The 18,521-nt window shown below is 71.0% G+C and carries 23 protein-coding genes; 17 read left to right on the top strand and 6 right to left on the bottom strand.

All coding sequences use genetic code 11. The annotated features are described in order from the left end of the window. Position 1 precedes the first annotated feature (1 nt). Genes AB0881_RS04580 through AB0881_RS04595 form a run of 4 tightly spaced genes read right to left on the bottom strand, consistent with a single transcriptional unit; the run spans position 2 to position 3,565 of the window. A complete protein-coding gene (locus tag AB0881_RS04580) occupies positions 2–1,240 on the bottom strand; it encodes an alanine racemase (protein WP_366614166.1) in 1,239 nt (412 codons plus the stop codon). Continuing rightward, entirely contained in the window at positions 1,237–2,391 is a 1,155-nt protein-coding gene (locus tag AB0881_RS04585; RefSeq protein ID WP_366614168.1) for a M20 family metallopeptidase, read from the bottom strand. Before AB0881_RS04585 ends, AB0881_RS04580 begins: the two co-directional genes overlap by 4 nt. Beyond that, a complete protein-coding gene (locus tag AB0881_RS04590; RefSeq protein WP_366614170.1) occupies positions 2,388–2,813 on the bottom strand; it encodes a RidA family protein in 426 nt (141 codons plus the stop codon). Before AB0881_RS04590 ends, AB0881_RS04585 begins: the two co-directional genes overlap by 4 nt. Further along, positions 2,810–3,565: an IclR family transcriptional regulator gene (locus AB0881_RS04595; RefSeq protein ID WP_366614172.1), complete on the bottom strand. Its 756-nt coding sequence runs from the start codon at positions 3,563–3,565 to the stop codon at positions 2,810–2,812. Before AB0881_RS04595 ends, AB0881_RS04590 begins: the two co-directional genes overlap by 4 nt. Before the next feature lie 508 nt (positions 3,566–4,073). On the opposite strand from AB0881_RS04595, the gene AB0881_RS04600 reads away from it, so the two are divergent. Further along, entirely contained in the window at positions 4,074–4,607 is a 534-nt protein-coding gene (locus tag AB0881_RS04600; RefSeq protein WP_366614174.1) for a hypothetical protein, read from the top strand. Between the two features lie 228 nt (positions 4,608–4,835). After that, a complete protein-coding gene (locus tag AB0881_RS04605; protein ID WP_366614176.1) occupies positions 4,836–5,669 on the top strand; it encodes a hypothetical protein in 834 nt (277 codons plus the stop codon). 53 nt (positions 5,670–5,722) lie between these two features. Here the strand turns inward: AB0881_RS04605 and AB0881_RS04610 are convergent, their stop codons facing one another. Then, positions 5,723–6,388: a GntR family transcriptional regulator gene (locus AB0881_RS04610; RefSeq protein WP_366614178.1), complete on the bottom strand. Its 666-nt coding sequence runs from the start codon at positions 6,386–6,388 to the stop codon at positions 5,723–5,725. A 360-nt stretch (positions 6,389–6,748) separates the two neighbouring features. Here AB0881_RS04610 and AB0881_RS04615 point away from each other — a divergent pair, with 360 nt between their 5' ends. From AB0881_RS04615 to AB0881_RS04650, 8 genes are all read left to right on the top strand, one after another. After that, positions 6,749–7,123, top strand: coding sequence for a hypothetical protein (locus tag AB0881_RS04615; protein WP_366614180.1), 375 nt, complete (start codon positions 6,749–6,751; stop codon positions 7,121–7,123). Positions 7,124–7,220: 97 nt separating this feature from the next. Then, the gene (locus AB0881_RS04620) at positions 7,221–7,562 is read left to right on the top strand and encodes a hypothetical protein (RefSeq protein ID WP_366614182.1); all 342 of its coding nucleotides are present in this window, start codon (positions 7,221–7,223) and stop codon (positions 7,560–7,562) included. Positions 7,563–7,564: 2 nt separating this feature from the next. Beyond that, positions 7,565–7,762, top strand: a complete 198-nt coding sequence (locus AB0881_RS04625) for a hypothetical protein (RefSeq protein WP_366614184.1) — start codon at positions 7,565–7,567, stop codon at positions 7,760–7,762. 609 nt (positions 7,763–8,371) lie between these two features. Next, on the top strand, positions 8,372–8,752 hold the full coding sequence (locus AB0881_RS04630) for an RRQRL motif-containing zinc-binding protein (protein ID WP_366614185.1): 381 nt from the start codon (positions 8,372–8,374) through the stop codon (positions 8,750–8,752). Positions 8,753–8,803: 51 nt separating this feature from the next. Next, positions 8,804–9,142, top strand: coding sequence for a hypothetical protein (locus AB0881_RS04635; RefSeq protein ID WP_366614187.1), 339 nt, complete (start codon positions 8,804–8,806; stop codon positions 9,140–9,142). A gap of 131 nt (positions 9,143–9,273) precedes the next feature. After that, complete coding sequence (locus AB0881_RS04640) at positions 9,274–9,843, top strand: hypothetical protein (protein ID WP_366614188.1); 570 nt, start codon at positions 9,274–9,276, stop codon at positions 9,841–9,843. Then, positions 9,843–10,028, top strand: coding sequence for a hypothetical protein (locus tag AB0881_RS04645; protein WP_366614189.1), 186 nt, complete (start codon positions 9,843–9,845; stop codon positions 10,026–10,028). The genes AB0881_RS04640 and AB0881_RS04645 overlap by 1 nt, the downstream gene beginning before the upstream one ends. A 226-nt stretch (positions 10,029–10,254) precedes the next feature. Beyond that, positions 10,255–11,004, top strand: coding sequence for a phage Gp37/Gp68 family protein (locus AB0881_RS04650; protein WP_366614328.1), 750 nt, complete (start codon positions 10,255–10,257; stop codon positions 11,002–11,004). A 51-nt stretch (positions 11,005–11,055) separates the two neighbouring features. Here the strand turns inward: AB0881_RS04650 and tcmP are convergent, their stop codons facing one another. Then, positions 11,056–12,246, bottom strand: a complete 1,191-nt coding sequence (gene tcmP / locus AB0881_RS04655) for a three-Cys-motif partner protein TcmP (protein WP_366614191.1) — start codon at positions 12,244–12,246, stop codon at positions 11,056–11,058. A gap of 209 nt (positions 12,247–12,455) precedes the next feature. On the opposite strand from tcmP, the gene AB0881_RS04660 reads away from it, so the two are divergent. The 7 genes from AB0881_RS04660 (at position 12,456) to AB0881_RS04690 (ending at position 18,460) form a co-directional block, all read left to right on the top strand. Then, on the top strand, positions 12,456–13,571 hold the full coding sequence (locus AB0881_RS04660) for a DUF2637 domain-containing protein (protein ID WP_366614192.1): 1,116 nt from the start codon (positions 12,456–12,458) through the stop codon (positions 13,569–13,571). Positions 13,572–13,733: 162 nt separating this feature from the next. Next, positions 13,734–13,916, top strand: coding sequence for a hypothetical protein (locus AB0881_RS04665; protein WP_366614194.1), 183 nt, complete (start codon positions 13,734–13,736; stop codon positions 13,914–13,916). Continuing rightward, a complete protein-coding gene (locus AB0881_RS04670) occupies positions 13,913–14,254 on the top strand; it encodes a hypothetical protein (protein ID WP_366614196.1) in 342 nt (113 codons plus the stop codon). Before AB0881_RS04665 ends, AB0881_RS04670 begins: the two co-directional genes overlap by 4 nt. Continuing rightward, positions 14,251–15,195, top strand: a complete 945-nt coding sequence (locus tag AB0881_RS04675; protein ID WP_366614198.1) for a hypothetical protein — start codon at positions 14,251–14,253, stop codon at positions 15,193–15,195. The genes AB0881_RS04670 and AB0881_RS04675 overlap by 4 nt, the downstream gene beginning before the upstream one ends. Before the next feature lie 35 nt (positions 15,196–15,230). Further along, on the top strand, positions 15,231–15,572 hold the full coding sequence (locus tag AB0881_RS04680; RefSeq protein ID WP_366614200.1) for a hypothetical protein: 342 nt from the start codon (positions 15,231–15,233) through the stop codon (positions 15,570–15,572). Positions 15,573–15,678: 106 nt separating this feature from the next. Next, positions 15,679–17,925 (top strand): hypothetical protein, encoded by a 2,247-nt coding sequence (locus tag AB0881_RS04685; RefSeq protein ID WP_366614201.1) that lies wholly within the window; start codon positions 15,679–15,681, stop codon positions 17,923–17,925. 217 nt (positions 17,926–18,142) lie between these two features. Further along, positions 18,143–18,460, top strand: coding sequence for a hypothetical protein (locus tag AB0881_RS04690; RefSeq protein WP_366614203.1), 318 nt, complete (start codon positions 18,143–18,145; stop codon positions 18,458–18,460). Positions 18,461–18,521 lie beyond the last annotated feature (61 nt).

Raw genomic sequence — 18,521 nt, forward strand, 5'->3', positions numbered from 1 at the left:
CTTAGAAGTAGCAGCGGGCGACCGCGACGACGGTGTCGGCGTCGTCGGCGATGACCGCGGTGAGCCAGCGGTCGTGGGCGGTGCAGGGGTGGGAGATGCCCAGCCTCACCAGGTCGCCGGGGCCGGCGGGGGAGCCTTCGGGGAGCCGGGCGTAGGCGTGCTGGTCGTTGAGGGCGGTGATCTCCCAGCCGCCGGCCGGGCGGGCGTCGCGGCCGAGGTGGTCCCGGATCTCCAGGACGGCGGGGAGCCCCTCGTCGTGGTTGAGGTCGCGGCGGCCGGCGCCGAGGATCGCGAGGCCGGGTTCGGGGCGGGTGAGGACCGGGGCCCAGACCTCGATGGCGGGACGCAGCCGCGGCGGGCCGGCGGCGTCGCCGTCCAGCGGGGACAGGCTCCGGTAGAGGCCGTGGTCGTGGGTGAGGTACGCGCCGGGCCGCGCGATCACGCGGTACCGGTCGCTCGCCAGCTCCTCGGCGACCAGGTCGAAGTAGAGGCTGCCGCCGGCCGAGATCAGGGGGTTCTCGCAGTACGGGAGTACGGAGGCCATCGTCGCGCGCAGCCGGCGCAGGTAGGCGCGTACGGAGGAGAGCCCCGAGCCGTCGCGGGCGTGGCTGACCGAGCCCTCGTAGCCGGACACGCCGGCGAGGATGAGGCGGTCGCTGCGGCGCACGGCGGCGGTGACGGCGGAGATCGTCGCGTCGTCGCGGCAGCCGCCGCGCCCCCCGGCGTGGCCGACCTCGATCAGTACCGAGAGGGACGTGCCGGGTTCGAGCGCCCCGTCGAGCAGTTCGACGCCGGCGACGGAGTCGACGTAGCAGTAGAACTCGCGGTCCTTCCCGGCCGCCGTCCAGGCCGCGGCCTCGCGGGCGAAGGAACGTTCCACGAGCTGGTTGGCCAGCAGGACCCGGCGGTGCCCGGCGGCCATGAAGACCCGGGCCTGGAACGGCGTCGCGACCGTGACGCCCCACGCGCCCTCCCGCATCGCGTATCCGGCGATGTGCGGTGACGAGGTCGTCTTCAGGTGCGGGGCGAGGAGCATGCCGCGCGCGGCGGCGTACCCGGCCATGACCGCGGCGTTGTGCCGCAGCGCCGAGTCGCGGAGCACCATCAGCGGCCAGCCGAACCCGGAGTCGAAGAGGCCGAGGCCGCGCCCGCCGATCCCGTCCAGCGTCTCCGCGGCCAGGGCGGGCGGCAGCCCCTTGAACCGCAGCCCGACCGTGCCGTCGTCGAGCGGTCCGTTCACCGGTCCCCTCCGGTACGGCGCAGCAGCGCCTCGATCACGTCGCGAGCGGCGTGCAGCTCGTCCAGCGGGACGAACTCGGCGGGGGTGTGGGCCTGGGCGATGGCGCCGGGGCCGAAGACGACGGCCGGCACCCCGTCCAGGGCGATCTTGGAGGCGTCGGTGCCGTGCCCGACGCCCTTGGGAGCGGGGTCGTGGCCGGACGCGCCGAGCACATCGGCGAATCCGCGGACGAACGCCGACTCCGGGTCGGTCTCCAGCGCGTAGTCGACGACGTGCGGCTCGGCGACCTCGACGCCGTCCGGGAAGCGGGCCAGCAGCAGGCCGCGCAGCTCCCGCCACACCTCGTGCGGGTCCTCGCCGGCGACCGTCCGGCGGTCGAGGGTGAGGGTGGCGCTCTCCGGGAGCACGTTCGGTCCGGAGCCGCCGTCGATCATGGTGACGGCCAGCGAGGGCGGGCCGACCAGGGGACGCGCGAGGGCGTCCAGGGCGGGGGCGTACTCGTCCGCCAGGTACGCGGCGATCCGCGCGGCCGTGGTGATCGGGTTCGTCTTGCCCCAGGGCTCGGAGCTGTGCCCGCCCGGCCCGCGCGCCGTGATCCGGCACCGCATGCAGCCCTTGTGCGCGGTGACCATGCGCAGCGAGGTCGGCTCGCCGACCACGGCGCCGGCCGGCGCGATGCCCTGCTCGGCGAACTCGCGCCGCATCGCCTGGACGCCCCGGTAGACGTGCTCCTCGTCGACGACCCCGGCGAGCACGACCGTGCGCGGCCGCGGCCCGCCCGCCGCCAGCGCGGCCATGGCGCCCAGGAACACCGCGAGCGGGCCCTTGGCGTCGCACGCGCCCCGCCCGTACAGGAGCCCGTCCTTGATCGTCGGCTCGTACGGGTCGACCGTCATCCCGGCGGTCTCGACGGTGTCGAGGTGGGTCTCCAGCAGTACGGTCTCGGCGCTGTCGCCGTCCAGCGTGACCAGGACGTTGGCGCGCCCGTCGGCGACCTCGCCCAGCCGCGCGCGCATCCCGTGCTCCTCGGCCCACGCGGCGACGAACTCGGCCAGCGGCGTCTCGGCGGGCTCGGCGCGCTCGCGCGGATTGACGCTGGGGATCCGGATCATCCGCCCGAGCAGGTCCTCGATGTCGGGCCGCACGGTCACGCCCCGGCCACCGCGGCGAGCGCGTCGATCTCGACGAGCATGACCTCGTGCGGCAGGTCGACGAACACGGTGGTGCGGCAGGGGAGGACGCCGCTGGGGCAGTTCTCCCGGATGAACTCGCCGTACGCCTCGTTCATCGCGGCGAAGTCCTCGCGCTTGGTGAGGTAGACGCGCAGCATCAGGACGTCCTCGACGCCCGCGCCGCCCGCCTCCAGGATCGCCTTGACGTTCTCCAGGGTGCGGCGGGTCTGCGCCCTGACGTCGCCGGCGTGCACGTACTCGGCGGTCTCCGGGTCCTGCGGCCCCTGGCCGGAGACCTGGAGCAGCGGGCCCTTGCGGACGCCCTGCGAGAACACCCACGCGGGGGCGGGGGCACCGCCGGTGCGGATCTCGGTCTTGCCGTTCGGCGCGCTGTCGGTCATCGGCTTCCTCCTTCGATGTGGCCGCACTCCGCGGAGATCGCGCGTGCGGTACGGGTCAGTTCGGGCAGCAGCCCGAGCACCTGCTCGCGGTCCAGCACCATGTCCGGAACGGAGATCGACATCGCGGCGGCGACCCGGCCGCCGGCGTCCCGGATCGGCGCGGCGATGCAGGTCATGAACGTCTCGTGCTCGGCGTCGTCGACGGCGTACCCCTGCCGGGCGACCCGCGCCAGCTCGGCCAGCAGCCGGTCCGGCTCGGTGATCGTGTTCGGGGTGAACGGGGTGTAGTCGATCCCGGCGGCGATCTCCGCGCGGCGGCCGGCGGGCAGCCCGGCCAGCAGCACCTTGGCCATGGCCGTGCAGTGCAGCGGCATCCGCAGGCCGATCCGGGAGTACATCCGCACCTGGTGGCGGGCCTCGTACTTGTCCAGGTAGATGACCTCGTCCGCCTCCTGGACGCCGAGGTGGACGGTCTGCCCGGTGGACCGGCTGAGCCGGGACAGGTGCGGCGCGGCGACGCCGCGGACCTCGCGCCGCTCCAGCGCCGCGTCGGCGAGCGCGAAGAGGCGGGAGCCGAGGTGGTAGCGGTGCGCGGCGTCGTGGAAGGCGAACCGCTCGGACTCCAGGACGCGCAGCTGCCGGAGCACGGTCGACTTGTGCACGCCGGTCACCGCGGCGAGCTCGTCCAGCGAACGCGGCCCCTCGGACAGCTCGACGAGGATCCGCAGCACACGGGTCAGGCTCTGGCTCACCCACCCCTCCTCACCTGCGAGTTCCGCAGACCTTAGGACAGGTGCCACAAATGGCGCAACAGTCGTTGCGCCTCGTGCAACAGAGATGCCGACAGTGCGGCGCGCGAAGGAATGCGAGCGAGGAGAAAAGTGCGGAAATGGCGAAGGGCCTGATCACCCGGAACGGGGATCAGGCCCTTGCGAGCTGGGGTGAGTGAGGGGACTTGAACCCCCGACACCCAGGACCACAACAGGGCATCGCGCACATCGAGACGCGCTAGTCACGCCCGTACGGCCAGGTCAGAGCCGATACCGGCAGCAGTTGGGACCAGCTTCGCCGTACCTGGGCGCACCATGCAGGCATCGCCCGCTCCCAGCCTCGCTCCCACCTTCTTGGCGGCCCCCGCTCGGTCAGTTTGCAGTAGCCGACTCAGCGATGGTCCAGGCTCTGGGGATAGTCGACTCAACGGGGGGACCAGTTCCGGCGAAGCCCGGCGCTTGGCCCGGCGCGGGGGTTACGTTCGGGCTCATGGATACACGTGATGATCCGCAACGTCCAGATCGTGACTTCCTGGATGAGTTCGGCGATCTTGATACCGCGATCGAGATGGTGAGACTCCTCAACGATGAGATCGAGGAACCGCCGTCCGCCGAAGAGTTCATGCGGCGATTCCAGCCGATCACGGCTACGGATCAGGGGGTCTACGACATTTGGTCGGGCTGTATGACCCTGATCTACTTCCTTTTCAACTCGATGGGGCAGCTCGATGAACCACCGCTGGACTTTGTCCCCGCGGCGGTACGAAAAGTTGGTGAGGTTGAACAGGTCCCGGCCGACGTACTTCCGATGATCGCCGGAGGTCTGACCGCCACCTTCCTTGGCCAGGAGCCGAGAGAGTGGCGGGAACGATATGGGGTGGTGTCTCGGGATGAGAGTTTGGCATGGATTTTTGCGGCCTGGGCCGTGGTCAATTTCATTGACTTCCTAAACGAAGAGAAGGGGAGTGCGCTCAAGAATCTCAACGAACTTATTGAAACAATCCTCGAAAGTGAGAGTGAGTGAAGTCCTCGGAGTGACGTGAACACGGTCGCGTGTCGGGTAGAGGGGAACGGGGGCGTGACCCCGGTGACATCTGCTCCTCGTCATTGGCCCGTCGTGAGTCCGCACAGGACCTCGCAACCTGTGGCCCGTCCATCTGTGCGGGCCCGCTCGGCGCCCCGTAGTGAGTCAGGGCCGTGCGTCGTCGCGAAGGTGGTGGCATGAACGTGTTCAGTGCGAGAAACTCACAGCATGGCCAAGCTGACCATGACATCAAGCCGATGGGACGAACTCACCTCGCTGCTCAAGGACGAGCAGAGACTTCAGGCCGAGTACCCCAAGGTGGCCGAGTACCTGGACACGGCTGGGCGGCTGGCGGGAACCGGGGACACTCAAGCCGATGCACAGTTTGACTTGCGGTTCGTCCACTACATGACCGGCGGCCGCGCCGTGAGTCCGAACCCGTATTGGGACATCGTTGAGCCGTTGGTGGTCGAGTGTGACGGCCGACGCGTTGTGAACGGTGGTCGAGCGGACGGGAGTGCACGACTCGCTTTCGCTCAAATGATTTTGCAAGCCACCTATGCGTATGCGATACCTGCCCCGCAAACCATCGAATGGATGGCGGGTTTCTGTGCAGACCTTCCGATCGTAGAACTCGGGGCCGGGCGGGGATACTGGGCTGGGCAGTTGGCAAATGCCGGACTGACTGTTCAGGCTTATGACTCGGAGCCGCCAGACAGGGCGGGCAATGCTTCATTCCCTGGCGCCGCTGGACAGGCTGACACCTGGTATCCCGTTGGTAATCTGACGGAGTTTGCGGCTCTTGCTCGTCCGGGAGATTGTGTTCTGTTCCTTTGCTGGCCACCTGGATGGGGAGATGCGATGTCGTCCGAGGTGCTCTCTCAGTTTGAGGCCGCCGGGGGACAGCGGCTCGTCTACATCGGGGAGCCAAAGGGCGGCAAGACGGGGAACGATGCGTTCTTCGACGCTCTGTCCGCCAACTGGCGGCTGGACTCCGTAGATCGAGACTTCGTTTCCTGGTGGAGAGAGGCGGACGTAGCGCAAGGCTGGGTCCGAGCCTGAGTCCACGCATACCAAAGGGGTGCCGACTGATCGGCACCCCTTTGGTGTGCCCTCTACTTGAGGGCCATCCGGAAGACGAACGCGTCGTAGCGGTCTCGGGGATATGAGACCTTGGAAATCATAATGACTCGGTCGTCAGCGGAGAGGAACCGCTGGTGGACCGTCTTGACGAGATCGCCGGGCGTTGTTCGTAGCCAGTCGGCGTGCGCCGCCGTCGGGAGCTGGTCGGAGATCGTTTCTTCCAGGAAGACGGCCTCCGAGATGCCGGTGATGTCCGATGGCTGGTAGGTGTCCGAGATTGAGATGGGTCGCCCGTCCTCGGTGGCGCGGGTGATGACGTGGCTGATCTCCTGCCCCGCCGGGATGGCGAGATTCTCCGCGAGTTCGCCGGTGGCGGGTACCTGCGTGGTCTCGCGTTCGACCTGGATCTGGCGATCGGTCTCGTTCTGGAACGAGCGCTCGGCGGTCTCCATCTGGCGTTCGGGCGACACGCGAACGAGGTTGGGGCGGTCAGCGACGAAGATGCCGCGCCGGCGGACGGACCGAACGAGGCCCTGGCTCTGGAGGAGTTCGAGCGCCTTGCGGACCACGATGTCCGACACGCCGTTCTGCTGGGCGATCTCGGCGTAGCTCGGTAGCTGCACGCCGGGTGGGAGTTCCCCGCCCCGAATGCGACGGGCGTACTCGCTCGCGATGCGGACGTAGGCCGGTTCTGTCATTGCCTGATCAGTCCCTTCTGTGCTCTCGGTGGCGTCATCACCAGCGTATACGCATCATCGTATACCTAGAGGTTGTGCGTATACGAAGTTGCGTATACGCTGCGGTCAGGTGCTCCGCTTGGCACAGGGGAGTCACCGGTTTGACAACTTCACAGGCATCGGCGAGCGGCGCCCCAGCGTGTTCGGGTTGACGATCAATGAGGTCCCTGGACCGGCGCGGTTCGCGTGATGCCAACGGAACGACCTTCGTAGCGCTTTGCGCTGCCTGCCCCACACAACTGGGCGCCGCTGGTCTGGCGGTGTCTTGTGTGGGGCGGAGAACGCAAAGGTTCCCGTTCGATCTCCGGAGGGTTCTGCTCCATGCGTCACAACGGCCGCCCGCCCATCCTGGCCAGTAGCGTCGCTCCCAACCTGCTGAGCATGTCTGAACACGGTTGCACCCTGATCGCGTGCCCCTCGTGCGGGGTGTGGAAGTCGATCAAGCGCGGCATGGTGACCGCGCACCGGGCCCCGTATGAGCCGGGTGCCGAGGCGTGGCCGGCGGAGTTCCGGCCGCCGCGCCAGCGGTGCGCGGGCAGCGGTCAGCGGGTCCGGCTGGATCTGTCGGTCGCCGAGTGGGAAGCGCGGCTGGCCGATGCGTCGCGTCAGGCGGGGCAGCGTCGCCGGACCCGAGTGATCCCCCGACCGAAGCCGCCGGTGGCGCCGTCGGTGCGCCAGCTGGCCGCCGCCCGCTGAACTTTCACCGTTCCTTCTGCCCTTGTCGCAGCGCCCCGGCCCAGCAGGCCGGGGCGCTGCTTGCTGTGTCCACAACTCCCAGAGAAGGGAAACGTCCATGCTGATCGACGAGAAGGACCGTTCGCGGTCCGGGTACATCGCGGGTCTGCGGATGCTGGCCGACCTGCTGGAGCAGGTGCCGGAGATCCCGTACTACGACCACGGGTCGATCAAGTTCGCGCTCGGTGGCAGCGAGGCCGAGGCGTTCGCGGTGATCGAGCGGGCCGCGGCGGCGCTGGCCGCGGCCGGTATCGAGCACGGGTACTACGCCAACGACTACTCCCACGGGGTGGAGTTCGTGATCGGCGGGGTGTCCTACGGCTTCTCGCGGCTGCGGGACGTGGCCTTGGAGGCCCTGTACGCCAGCACGTCCTACGAGCGCAACGTGCAGGTGGCCTGAGGGTGGTGAAGATCCGGCTGACCGGCCAGCCCGAGGAGGTCGAGGCCGCCGCCGCCCGTATCGGCGGGGTGGTGGCCGTGCTGGAGACCTCCCGGCTCTACCCGCGCCGCGGTGACTCGCGTCTGGTCTCGCTGTACCTGGAGGCCGACGTGAGCGCGCCCGCGCGCCCCGATGACGTGGACGGCGCCGCCCGTCCCTGAGTGTCCACACACAGGTAAACCCCGGGGGTGCCCCACCTACCAAGCACGGCGCCCCCGGGGACCTTCACAGGAAGGAAGTCCCCACGATGGCCGACAACCCGACCAAGGGCAAGTCCTCGACCTGGCCCAACGGCGAGCCCCAGAAGGTCCGGGACGCCTACGACGCCAAGTCCGGGGCCGGCAAGAAGAAGTAGCCCGCGACCGGCCAATCCCGCACCCCTCAGGGCCGGGCCCGCCCCCTTGTTCCGCGACGATCGCGGCCGGGGTGCGGGCCCGGCCTGTTTCGGTGTGGCGCCGGAAAGGATCCCACGCCCATGTCCCTGTCTCCTGTTCCGCGCGCCACCGCCCCCGCCTCGGCTGCCCGCCCGCCGCTGGTGGTCGGGTTCTACGTCTCGGTGCGTACCAGCGCCCGGATGGCCGAATCCGCGCTGGCCCTGGGCCCGTTCCCGAACCGGCAGGCCGCCGCTGAGCACGTGTCTGAGGTACGCGCCTACGTTGCGGCGCGGCACCGCGGGGGCGAGTGGTGGCGGTTTTGCACCACTGCCCGCGCGGCCCGCCCTGGCCGGGCGCTGCCGACCGGCACTCTGAACGAGCTGCTGGGGGTGCGCTGTGGGCCGCCGTAGCCCGGCCCGCTTCTGGGATCCACGCGGGGAGCGGTACGGCATTCCGACCTATCCGTGGCGGATGGCCCCTGAGCATCTGGCCACGCGCCGCCAGCTGGCTGCTGCCGGGCTGCGTCCCGGTGGTCAGGACGTGGTGGCGCAAGTGCTGTGGTGGCGCTGGCGCGGTATCGGGGTGGCCTACCTGTACGACCGCCGCCGCGCGCTGCCCAAGCGCACCCCGACGCCCGCGCAGCGGGCCGCGCTGGCCCGTGCGCTTGCGGCCCGGCGCACCTGCCCGCGCTGCCGCACCGATCGCGGCTACGTCCTGCCCCGGCGCCTGGGCTGCTGCCTGGAGTGCGCGCAGCCGTGGGAACTCGACGCCGCCTGACCTCCCCCGACTCCGCCACCCTGCGGCTGATCTGCTGAAAGGACCCTGACCATGACCGCCTGCCTGCCGACCCTGCCCGCCGCCTCGGCCGACCGGAGGCCCGGGATGCCGTCGCCGTGGTCACTGCCCGAGGACGGGTTCGTGGACCCGATCGCGGTGGAGATCGCCGCGGCCGGTGAGCGGCGCGTGGCGCTGACGCCCGCCGAGCGGCTGCTGGCCACCGCCCGGCTGCTGGCCGCCGGGCACCACCCCACCGAGATCGGCCGGCGCCTGCACGTGTCGTGCCAGACCGCCCGCACCCTGGCCGCGCAGGTGCGCCGCCTCGGCCTGCTGCCCGTCCCCGACCTGTGGCTACTGGCCTACCCGCCCGCCGACACTCCCGCCGCCTGACAAGGCGCTGCCGCCCTGCCTCGCCCCGGGACCACTGCGCCCCGGGACGGGGCAGGACGCCAGACCTTCCCCGCGACCCGCGAAAGGTCACCGTTCCTGTCCGATTCCCCTGGTGGCAAGGAGAGCTGCCCATGTCCCCTTCCCTGACCTCCCGACCGTCCGCCGCCTCGGCCGCCGGCCCGGATGCCGCGCTGGCCGCGGACCTGGCCGAGATCGACCGCCGCGCGCGCACCGACCGCCGCACCCGGACCGCGATCGCCGCCGGGTTCGCCCTGATCGGCACCGGGCTGGCCGGGCCGGTGCTGGTGACCGTCCCGGCCGGGCTGCTGGCCGCCGTAGCGCTGGTGGCGCTGGCCGCGGTCGGTGCCGCCGTGCTGCTCACCGCCTCGGTCAACTGGCTGACCGGGCTGTACGAGCTGGCTCGCCCGCACCCGTCGCAGGTGTGGCGGTGGCGGATCATCCGCCGCTGGTACGCCCCCGAGGCCACCGTCTGGCACGCCGACCCCGCGGCCGGCACCGGGCCGTTGACGGTGCTGGCCTGGGTCGCCGATCCGGCCTGCCGGGAGCCGTGGGCGCTGGTCTACGACGGCACCCCGCTGATGGCCGGCGGCAGCGCCGAATGGCTGCCGCTGACCGACCTGACCCCCACCTCACCCACCGCGCCCGCGCCGGCCGCCGAGCCGATCGGCGGTGCGCGCTGATGTGGGCCCGCTGGTGGGCCCACCTGGCCCTGATCGACGTGCTGATGCTGACCGGTTCCGCCGCTGGCGCGGTGTGGCTGGCGTGCACGCACCTGACCGCCATGCGTCCGCCCGCCGCCGTGCTGCTGGCGGTGCTGGCCGCCGTCACCGTGTTCGGTGCGCTGGCCCGCCACCGGCGCCCCTGACCCGTTCCATGTAGATGTCTGGTCAATGGGTCGGGTGCCTACGGTGCCCGACCCAACCCGTTGGTCAGCGAACGCGGTGGCCCACGCCGAGCACAAAAGGTGCAACCGGTTCGTATGCCCTGTGGCTGGTGGAGATGCTGGGGTTTTTCTAGTCGAACACTGGTTCTGATCGCTTAGAGGCGGTACTGCTGAAGGTGTCCGCCACCGAAGAAGGGGTTTGACCACCATGGCCGCATCGACTGCGATCGAGTGGACCGAGATGACCTGGAACCCCACCACCGGATGTGACCGCATCTCATCCGGATGCGATCACTGCTATGCATTGACCCTGGCACGGCGCCTGAAAGCCATGGGCACCGCCAAGTACCAGGTTGACGGGGACCCGCGTACCTCAGGCCCCGGGTTCGCGCTGACGCTGCACCCCGACACGCTGATGCAGCCCTACAGGTGGCGCAGCCCACGGATGGTGTTCGTCAACTCCATGTCGGACCTGTTCCACGCCCGGGTACCGCTGGAGTTCATTCAGCAGGTGTTCGCCGTGATCGCTGACACGCCCCAGCACACCTATCAAATCCTCACCAAGCGCTCGACGCGGCTGCATCGGCTGGCCCACCGGCTTCACTGGCCTGCGAACCTGTGGATGGGCGTCTCGGTGGAGGACGCCGATCACCTGTACCGCGTAGACGATCTGCGTCGTACGCCAGCGGCGGTGCGTTTCCTGTCCTGTGAGCCGCTGCTGGGGGCGTTGGACGGCTTGAGCCTGGACAAGATTGGGTGGGTGATTGCCGGGGGCGAGAGCGGCCCTGGCCACCGCACCATGGACCCGGCGTGGGTCCGTGGTCTGCGTGACCAGTGCGCCCGTGACGGTGTGGCGTTCTTCTTCAAGCAGTGGGGCGGCACCACCCCGAAAGCTCAGGGACGCGAGCTCGACGGGCAGCAGTGGGACCAGATGCCGGCCCGGGTCGGTGTTGCCTAGACCTGATGAAGGATGGCTTCTCGCGCTTGGCGGTCCAAGACCACGTGCTGCTCAGCGGCCAGAGTGGGGCTTGCGGATACGCATCTGGCGAGGGCGATGGCCAGGGGCCACGATCTCTACTTCGCCGGCAGCCTCCAAGGTGCGCGCCGCCCGGGTGATGGTCTGTTCGGTAGCGATTCCGTAAGCACTGCCGAACAATTGGCGAGGGCGGTCGACCAGTTGGAAGCCAGCGCGTCCGCTCTGGCTCACCTCGCGCCGTAGGTTGTCCATGACGTGCGCCATGGCCCATTTGGCCTCTCGGTCGATTTGTTGCTGCATGTCGTCGCCGTAACTCCAGAGCCCTGCGAGGCCCTGCATTGCCAGCTTGGTGTCCCGTTGCTGCCCAAGGTGACGAAACCATGCCTGGCGTGCTTGGCCGACGGCATCGCCGAAGACCCACAGCCCGAACGGGCTGCGTGTGAAGAACACCAGGTGGTAGATGGGTTGGTGTCCGATCTCGCGGTAGACCGGGATGGGCACCGCGTTCATCCTGCACGCGGCCCCGACCCGGCGGGCATACTCAGCAGCGATCGCATGCACCACAGGCTCGAAGTTGCCTGTTGGCGCCTTCCGCCGGGCCTGTTCTGCGACCTCCCGCCACCAAACCCCACCGCACGCGGTGTCCATCGCCTGCTGGTCGGTGCGCCCGCGTTCCAGCGCTCCGGCGATCCGGCGCGACAGATCGGCACTGAAGTTGAGCAACACTTCGGTCTGTGGCTTGTGAGGCTGCCGTGGGCCAGTTAGTAGTCCCTTCAGCCGCTCGAAGCTGACTCCGGCGCCGCACGGGTCCAGAAACAAGAACAGCGGCACGCCGGCAGCAGCCGTGACCACCTGCTCCAGGTGCTCTTCCACTTTGCCGGGGAGCGCCGACGCGTCCATCCCGACGGCCGCATATTCGGCTATAACTCCGGCCAGCACCTGATGGTCGGCGCGGTTCTTCTCCACGAAGAACGACGTGACCTTTCGGCTGGTCTTCAGTTCGGCGATCGTCTGCAGGATCAGCTCTGCCGACGCGGGTTGCCCGCTGTCGTAGCGACCCCGGCCGGCGAACCCGTCCAGCACCACCACTCGCTTGTCCCGGGCCGTGCTGCCGGTCATCGCCACGAACATCCGCAAGTAGGCCTGCAGGACGTGGTGCTTGAACACCGACTGGGCGTGCTGGTCACCATCTCCTAGAAGGCCGCCTTTGGTCCCCGTCGCCATTGCCCGCCTCCAAGACGACCCGCACCGGCTTCTCTACCGAGATCTACGTCACCCCTCCCAGCGAGTCAACATTCTCGTCAAACCCTCACCCTCCGGGCAGTTCCTACCGCCGACTTCCACAACCCTCCGTTCGTGTTCACCGACGCGGCACCTCGTCCCCGGCCAGACGGCCCCGGGACGGGGTGCCGCCCCTTTGAAGGAGAGTCCTGATGAACACCCACCCCGCGCCCGCCGGTGAGCGTTCACCTCGGCCGCCCGAGGCGTTCACCGCGTTCACGGCCGAGGCGCCTTCGGTGAACACCGGCATGAACGAGGACGAGATCCGTTCAGCCGAGTGGATGCTGTCGGCCGGCACGTGGCTGATCGTGTTCGGCGCGATGCTGTACTCGGTGCTGACCGTCACCCCGCTGATGCGCGAGCACACCCCCGACCGGTGGGACTGGACCGCGCCGATCCTGCCGATCGTGGTGGACGCCGCGGTGGTGATCGTGGTCCGGCTGGACTCGCTGCTGGCCCGCCTCGGTCACGACGGCGGCCGCTGGCCGGTGGTGCTGCGGTGGATGACCGGCACCATGACCCTGGCCCTAAACACCGCCGACTCGGCGCTCAAGGGCGACCTGGTGGGGGTGGCGGTGCACGCGGTGGCGCCGCTGCTGCTGATCGCCACTGCCGAAACCGGGCTGGCCTACCGCCGCGCCATCACCGCCGCCCTGAAAGCCGAACAGGAACGCCAGCGCACCGAGGCCGACGCCCGCCGGCAGGCCGAGCGGGAGCGGGCCGAGGCCGCCGAACGCCGCGCCCGCGAAGAGCGCGAGCATCAGGCGAAGCTGGCGCGAGAGCAACGCGAGCACGAGGCCGAGATGGCCCGCCAGGAGGCCGACCGCCGCGAGCGCGCCAAGGCCGAGGAACGCCGCCGCGTGGCCGAGGCTGAACGCGCCGAGCGGGCCGAGCATGAACGGGCCGAGCGTGAGCGTGAACGGCGCGAGCGTGAACGCGCCCGTGAACGGGCCGAGGCCGAGGCGCGTGAACGCGACCGTGAACGGGCCCGCGAGCGCGCCGAGCGTGAACAGGCCGAGCGTGCCGAACGGCAGCGCCGGGAGCTGCTGGCGGCCGGGCCGGCTCCGGGCAAGCTGCCCGAGGCTCAGGCCCGGCAGATCGTGACCGCGGCGTTCCTGGCCGGGCTGTCGGTGCGCGCCGCCGCGCAGCGGTGCGGCTGGTCGGTCGGCTGGGTGTCGGGCCGCTACCAGGAACTCCGCGACACCCACCCCAACGGCCACCGCCCCGGTGGGCCGCGGGCTCTGGTCGAACTCCCGCACGGCACCTGACCCGCGCACCGCGCGCCCTGCTGGTCCGTCTCTCGGATCTCGCCCACACCCCACCCCGTACCGCCTCGGCGCTGTGCGGGGCGGACGGCTGTGTGGGCGGGGTCGGCGGTACGGACCGCCGATGCCCCATCCCGCTGTTCCCCGACCGAAGGGACGATTCCCGTGATCCTGCTGGCCCTGCTGACCGGGGCGATCATCATCATTGCGTGGTCGCGTCAGGTCACCTACTTCATGCTGTTCATCCTGTGCTCGTGGGGGCTGCTGGCCGCCTCCACCCCGCCCGGCGCCAAGCTGGTGGAGGGCCTGAACTCGCTGTCCGGGATGCTGGGCGGGCTGTTCACATGACCGCCCGAAACCGCCCCGACTCGTCCCGCCCGGCCGCCCGGCCGCCGGGCCCGGCCCGGCGGCTGGCCGCGCGGCTGTGGGCCAACCGCCCATCCTTGGGTGCGCTGGCGTGCCTGCTGGCCGGTCCCGGCATCGCCAACGTGGTGCTGGGCTGGCCGCTGTGGCCGGCCGCCGCCGCACAGTGGGGCCTGTGGGCGCTACTGCTGGTCACGGTGTCGATCACCGAGGCCCGCCGCCCCACATCCCTGACCGCCGAGGACACCCGGGACGGGCACAAGGTGCCGTCCCACCTGGGCACCGGGCCCCGCGCCGCGACCGGTGAGGAGGACGGCCAGTGATCGAGCTGCTGTTCCTGGGGGCGGGCGCGTTCGCCGGCGGCGCGCACGCCGTGCGCCAGTCCCGCACCCGCCACCAGCCCTACCGGCAGCCGCGGCCCGTCCGGCAGCATTCGCTGCTGGTCAAGGCGTGGAACTCGGCCGGCGCCCCGCACACCGAGGAGACCATGCTCGGTGACGCGCTGGCCGACCTCGGCGGTCGCGCGATCGGCCGCACCTACCGCCGCACCGCCCCGCGGGTGCGCGACCGCCGCCAGAAGATCCGGAGCGGTGCCGAGAGGCGCTGGCAGCGCCGCCTCCAGGAGGACCGTACGGTGACGTTCTTCCGCCGCCGCAACCGCGGCACAGGCAGCAAGACCGGCCAGCCGGACGGTGCAGCCCCCTACACCGCGAGCCGGCGCACGGGGACGGTGCGAACCATCGCCGTCCCCCGGACCACCCCGATGAGCATCCCCGCACGTGATGCGGCCGACGCGCCGCCGCTGCCGCCCGGTGCCCGTCCCAATGTGCCGCGCTCGCCGATCCCGATGCCGCCCGGCCCCGCCGGCGCCTCGACCGGCCGTACTTCGCGCCGGGCTGCTTCCCGTGGCCGGTCGCCCGGTGGTGGCAGGTCTCCGGCCCGTCGTCGGGCGCGGTCGCGGATGCGGGTGGCGGTGCCGCTGAACCTGGACGCCCCGCACACCGATGTGGAGTTCCTGGACGCCTGCGCCGACCTTCAGCAGATGCTCCGCGGGATCGGGGTGGCGGTGCAGGACTGGACCGATGAACTCACCGTTCGCCGTCTGCCCACCCTGGTCACCGGCCCGCTGGAGCAGGTGCACGAGGGGCTGGTGGACGGCGCCGCGTGCACCGCGCTGGCCACGAGCCTGTTCGAGAACTGGTTCGCCGAGGCCCGCGAGATCGCCGCAGCCGGAATCGAATTCACCGGCGACGACCCCGAATAGCCCACCTACTCCCTGACCCATGAGGAGATCCGAGGATGCTTCCGCGTCCCCGCGGCCGGCGTCCCGGCCGCTACACCGTCGAGTTCGAGGCCCCCGACACCGATGGCGAGTTCATCGCCACCGCCCTGGCCATCTCCGCCCTGATGGGCGGCATGGCCGACGCCGTGGACACCTGGAGCGAGGAACTGACCCGCCGCGGCATGCCGCCCGCGATCGTGCTCCAGTTCCAGCAGGTGGCCGACGACCTGGCCGACGCCGAGCACGCCGCCCGCCGCGCCGCGGCCAACTTCGCCGACTACTTCGAGGACGAGCGCACCATCGCCGCCCGCGGCATCCGCATCATCGGCACCCCGCGCCGCGGCCGCCGCGCCGCCTAACCCCGCCCGCCCTTCCGCGCCGAAACGGCCGTGCCGCCATCTCCCTTCCCCGGGATGGCGGCACGGCCGTTTCTCGTCTCCTGACCTGCAAGGGAGTCCTTTCGCCATGCTGAATCGTCCTGCCCGGCGGGGCTTCGGTCGCCCGCCGCGCCGTACCCCGTCCCGTGGCCGGGGCCGCATCGGTGGCCGCCGCCGCGGCTACGCCGAGGCCGAGATGTTCGACCCGCTGTACCCGGCCGTGATGGACCACTACGCCGCGCCGCGGCGGTCGGTGGCCGGGCCGCTGGCCCGCGCCGCCGCCCGCGGCTACATCCGCTGGGTGGCCGCCTCGCCCGACACCCGCGGGCTGGGCACCGGCCTGGCCGCGCTCTACCCCGCCGGGCATCTGGCGCACGAGTACGCGGCGGGGGACTGGCTGCTTTTGGGGGCGTTCGCGCCGCCGGCCGCGCTGGCCGCCTGGGTCGCCACCTACAAGACCCACGGCTCCCCGCGCTACTCCGGCGCCATCGCCGCGATCGCCGCCGGGGTCCCGACCTGGTTCGCCACCGCGGCCGTCACCGGCATCACCAACCTGCCCACCCTGCTGGGCTACACCGCCACCGCCTCGGCCGCGTGGTCGGCCTACACCTGGTCCGACGTGCTCAAAGAGCGCCGCCGTTTCGCCGAGGCGCAAGCCAAGTGGGAGACCATCGCCGGGCTGGCCGGGCTGGAGGGCTCGCGGCTGCTGCGCACCGAACGCACCCGCACCGGCGTCAAGTTCAAAATCGACCTGGGAGTGGAGGGGCCGACCGCGTCGCGGCTGGAGCGCGGCGACCTGGCCGAGCAGATCGCCCGCTGCTACGGCATCGGCGCTGACGCCGTCCGGATCACCAGCAACCGCAAGAACGCCCGGATCGCGTGGATCTCGATCCAGCTGGTGGACCTGTGGCACCAGGAGATCCCGCACCCCGCCGTGGCCGACCCCGCCTCGGCGCCCGCCAAGGGCAGCCGTTCGATCCTGGACGGCCCGTTCATCCTCGGCATCGACCCCGAGACCGGCGACGACCTCGAACTGGTGGTCTACGACGACGGCGGCGCCCGCCATGTGGAGATCGTGGCGACCAACGGCGGCGCCAAGACCAACACCCTGTCCAACATCGTCCAGCAGGGCGCCGAGTGCTACGACGTGCTGACCATCGTCATCGACCTGGGCAAGGGCGTCATCACCACGCTGTGGCGCGGCCACCTGCACGAGGCCGCCGGCGTCGGAGAGGAGGCCAAGGCCGTGGAGATCCTGGACTGGATCGACACGATCGTGGACGAGCGGGCGATCGCGTGCGCGGGCGGCACCCACCAGCCCACGGCCGAGGCGCCGGCGGTCCTGCTGGCCATCGATGAGCAGGACACCGCGACCGGCTTCCACTCGGCCATCGCCGACCGGGTCAAGCCGGTTCTGGACAAGGTGCACCGCCGCGGCCGCTCCGGTGGCGTGGTCGGCATCACCGCCAAGCAGCGCAACGTGGTGCAGCACACCGGCACCAAGGAAGGCAGCGCCAACACCTTCACCAAGATCGTGGGGCGGGTGTCCGACACCCGGGAGATGGCCAAGGCCGTCCCGGACTGGGAGACCCTCGGCTGCCCGGACATGTCCACCTACGGATCCGGCGCCGCCGGCGTGGTGCTGCTGGTCAAGCAGGGCGGCACCTGGCAGGCCGGGCGCACCCGCGCCCTGTACGACCCCAAGCAGGTGCAAGCGCTGGCCGACGCCTACGGGCCCGCCGATGCGCACCTGGAACCCCACATCGCCGAGAGCCTGCCCGGCTACACCGACCGCCACCCCATCCACGCCACCATGTCCGCCCGCAAGCAGGCCGAGCGGCCCGCCGACCCCGCCACCGGCCGAGGCGGGGAGCAGGCGACCGGTGCCCCGGCGGAACCAGCCCCGGGCACCGCGGCCGGGACCGGCGACCGGCCGGACGGCCGCGATCGTGGCTGGGGATTCGACCCCGGCGACGAGGCGGCGGTGGAGGAGGCGGCCAAGGGGCTGGTGGAACGGCTGGATGAGTTCATCGCCGAGACCGTGCCGCCGCCCGAACAGGCCACCTCGCTGGAGGACCTGACCGCCGCCCGCGAACAGATCGAGCACGCCACCGTGCCCGAACCGATCGTGCGGGCCGTCACCGACTTCCTGGCCGAGCGGGGCCCCAAGGGCGCCCGCCGCGACGAGTTGGTGACGCTGCTGAAGCTGGGCAAGTCCCGCGCCGCCGAGCACCTCGGTGCGCTGCGCCGCGACAGGATCATCACCAGCGCCGGCAACGGCAAGGCCGCCCGCTACTACCTGCCCGACCACACCCCCGACGATCACGCCGCGTGATCGCCCCGGGGTGAACCGTCCACCCGAACTGTCCGGTGAACTGTCCGGCGCCAACTGTCCACCCGGCCCCAACGCGCGCACGTGGACGCGTGCACCCGCCCGCGCCGGACAGTTGGACAGTTCCCGCCCGGACAGTTCACCCCCTACACGCTGAGTCACCCCGGCCCGCCCGGCCGGGGCTCGCGTGCTCTTCCTCGAACCGTCAAGCGGAGGCGCCATGCTGCTCTCACCCAGCCCCACCGGCACCCTCACCCTGACTCCCTCACCCGCCCCGACCTTGACGCCACCGCCCGGCCACCGCGACGACGGCGGGGGCGGGCTCGGGCTGCTGCTGATCCTCGCCGCCTTCGTCTACGTCATCGGCTACGCCATCTCCGTCCAGCTGCACCCGCTGCGCACCTGCCGCACCTGTGACGGCACCGGCCTGAACCGCGGCGGCATCTTCACCAGCTCCATGCGAGTGTGCCGCCGCTGCGGCGGCACACGCCGCGAACCACGGCCCGGCGCCCGCAACCTCGGCCGCCGCGACCGCTGACCCGAAACCACCCCGCGCCCCGGGAACCGGCCGACACCGGTCCCCGGGGCGTTCTGCTGCC

Source organism: Spirillospora sp. NPDC029432 (assembly GCF_040703975.1).
Taxonomy (GTDB): Bacteria; Actinomycetota; Actinomycetes; order Streptosporangiales; family Streptosporangiaceae; genus Spirillospora.

What these genes read in the sequence shown, in the direction of transcription:
- AB0881_RS04685 (WP_366614201.1), top strand. Translation starts at nt 15,679, where the DNA reads ATGCTGAATCGTCCTGCCCGGCGGGGCTTCGGTCGCCCGCCGCGCCGT.
- AB0881_RS04670 (WP_366614196.1), top strand. Translation starts at nt 13,913, where the DNA reads ATGACCGCCCGAAACCGCCCCGACTCGTCCCGCCCGGCCGCCCGGCCG.
- AB0881_RS04650 (WP_366614328.1), top strand. Translation starts at nt 10,255, where the DNA reads ATGGCCGCATCGACTGCGATCGAGTGGACCGAGATGACCTGGAACCCC.
- AB0881_RS04600 (WP_366614174.1), top strand. Translation starts at nt 4,074, where the DNA reads ATGGATACACGTGATGATCCGCAACGTCCAGATCGTGACTTCCTGGAT.
- AB0881_RS04615 (WP_366614180.1), top strand. Translation starts at nt 6,749, where the DNA reads ATGCGTCACAACGGCCGCCCGCCCATCCTGGCCAGTAGCGTCGCTCCC.
- AB0881_RS04645 (WP_366614189.1), top strand. Translation starts at nt 9,843, where the DNA reads ATGTGGGCCCGCTGGTGGGCCCACCTGGCCCTGATCGACGTGCTGATG.
- AB0881_RS04635 (WP_366614187.1), top strand. Translation starts at nt 8,804, where the DNA reads ATGACCGCCTGCCTGCCGACCCTGCCCGCCGCCTCGGCCGACCGGAGG.
- AB0881_RS04605 (WP_366614176.1), top strand. Translation starts at nt 4,836, where the DNA reads ATGGCCAAGCTGACCATGACATCAAGCCGATGGGACGAACTCACCTCG.
- AB0881_RS04680 (WP_366614200.1), top strand. Translation starts at nt 15,231, where the DNA reads ATGCTTCCGCGTCCCCGCGGCCGGCGTCCCGGCCGCTACACCGTCGAG.
- tcmP (WP_366614191.1), bottom strand. Translation starts at nt 12,246, where the DNA reads ATGGCGACGGGGACCAAAGGCGGCCTTCTAGGAGATGGTGACCAGCAC.
- AB0881_RS04690 (WP_366614203.1), top strand. Translation starts at nt 18,143, where the DNA reads ATGCTGCTCTCACCCAGCCCCACCGGCACCCTCACCCTGACTCCCTCA.
- AB0881_RS04610 (WP_366614178.1), bottom strand. Translation starts at nt 6,388, where the DNA reads ATGACAGAACCGGCCTACGTCCGCATCGCGAGCGAGTACGCCCGTCGC.
- AB0881_RS04660 (WP_366614192.1), top strand. Translation starts at nt 12,456, where the DNA reads ATGAACACCCACCCCGCGCCCGCCGGTGAGCGTTCACCTCGGCCGCCC.
- AB0881_RS04590 (WP_366614170.1), bottom strand. Translation starts at nt 2,813, where the DNA reads ATGACCGACAGCGCGCCGAACGGCAAGACCGAGATCCGCACCGGCGGT.
- AB0881_RS04640 (WP_366614188.1), top strand. Translation starts at nt 9,274, where the DNA reads ATGTCCCCTTCCCTGACCTCCCGACCGTCCGCCGCCTCGGCCGCCGGC.
- AB0881_RS04620 (WP_366614182.1), top strand. Translation starts at nt 7,221, where the DNA reads ATGCTGATCGACGAGAAGGACCGTTCGCGGTCCGGGTACATCGCGGGT.